The sequence below is a fragment of the Protofrankia sp. CiP1_Cm_nod3 genome (assembly GCF_982290655.1).
Genome location: NZ_CEVIVD010000022.1, coordinates 29496 through 30222, shown reverse-complemented (window position 1 = coordinate 30222; position 727 = coordinate 29496). Strand labels below are relative to the sequence as shown.

At 77.0% G+C, this 727-nt stretch carries 1 protein-coding gene; it reads right to left on the bottom strand.

What is annotated here, in order from left to right; genetic code table 11:
- Positions 1-706: NB-ARC domain-containing protein (locus AC5LUJ_RS07070; protein ID WP_493464657.1), on the bottom strand; the 706-nt coding region annotated here is incomplete at its 3' end.
- Between the last annotated feature and the right edge of the window lie 21 nt (positions 707-727).

Sequence of the window (727 nt, the reverse complement as noted above, 5' to 3'; positions counted from 1 at the left end):
TGATCCCCGGCCGGTCCGCCACCCGGCCCCGGGCCAGCAGGTCCTCCAGCCGGCCGGCCAGCAGCTCGGCATACTCCTCCGGCGGCATCCCGGTCTGGACCAGGTAGCCGGCGGCCTGCTCCACCGCCAACGCCAGATCCCCCAGCAGCGCGCAGATCCGCCCGGCCACCGCCGGGTCGATCCCGCCCACCCGGGCGGTCAGCAGGCCGACGGCCTCGGCCCGGGTCAGTTCCGCTACCTCCACCGCCGGGCCGAACCCGTCCAGCCCGCCGCGCCGGGAGGTCACCAGCAGCCGGCCGGCCCCGTCCACCGGCCGTAACGGGCCGACCACATCCGGGTCCTCGACATTGTCGAGGAGCAGCAGCCAGCGCAGCCGCTGACGGCGTAACGCGGCCAGCACCGCCGCGATCTCCGCGCCGTCGGGCAGGCCGAGCGCGACCCCGAGCGCGGCCACATGGCCCGGGATCAGGTCCGGGTCCTGCGCCGGCACCCACCACACCACATCGAACCCGCCGGCATGCCGGTGGGCGTACTCCACCGCCAGCGCGGTCTTGCCCACCCCGCCAAGCCCGCGCAGCGCGCACACCGCGACCGCGCCCGAGCCGGCCAGCTGCCGGTCGACCGCGGCCAGCAGATCGCCCCGGCCGACGAAGTGCGCCAGCCGGGGCGGGACGTTCCACACCGCCGGCAGCTCCGGTGGGAACACCGGCCCCACCGAAGCCGCCGG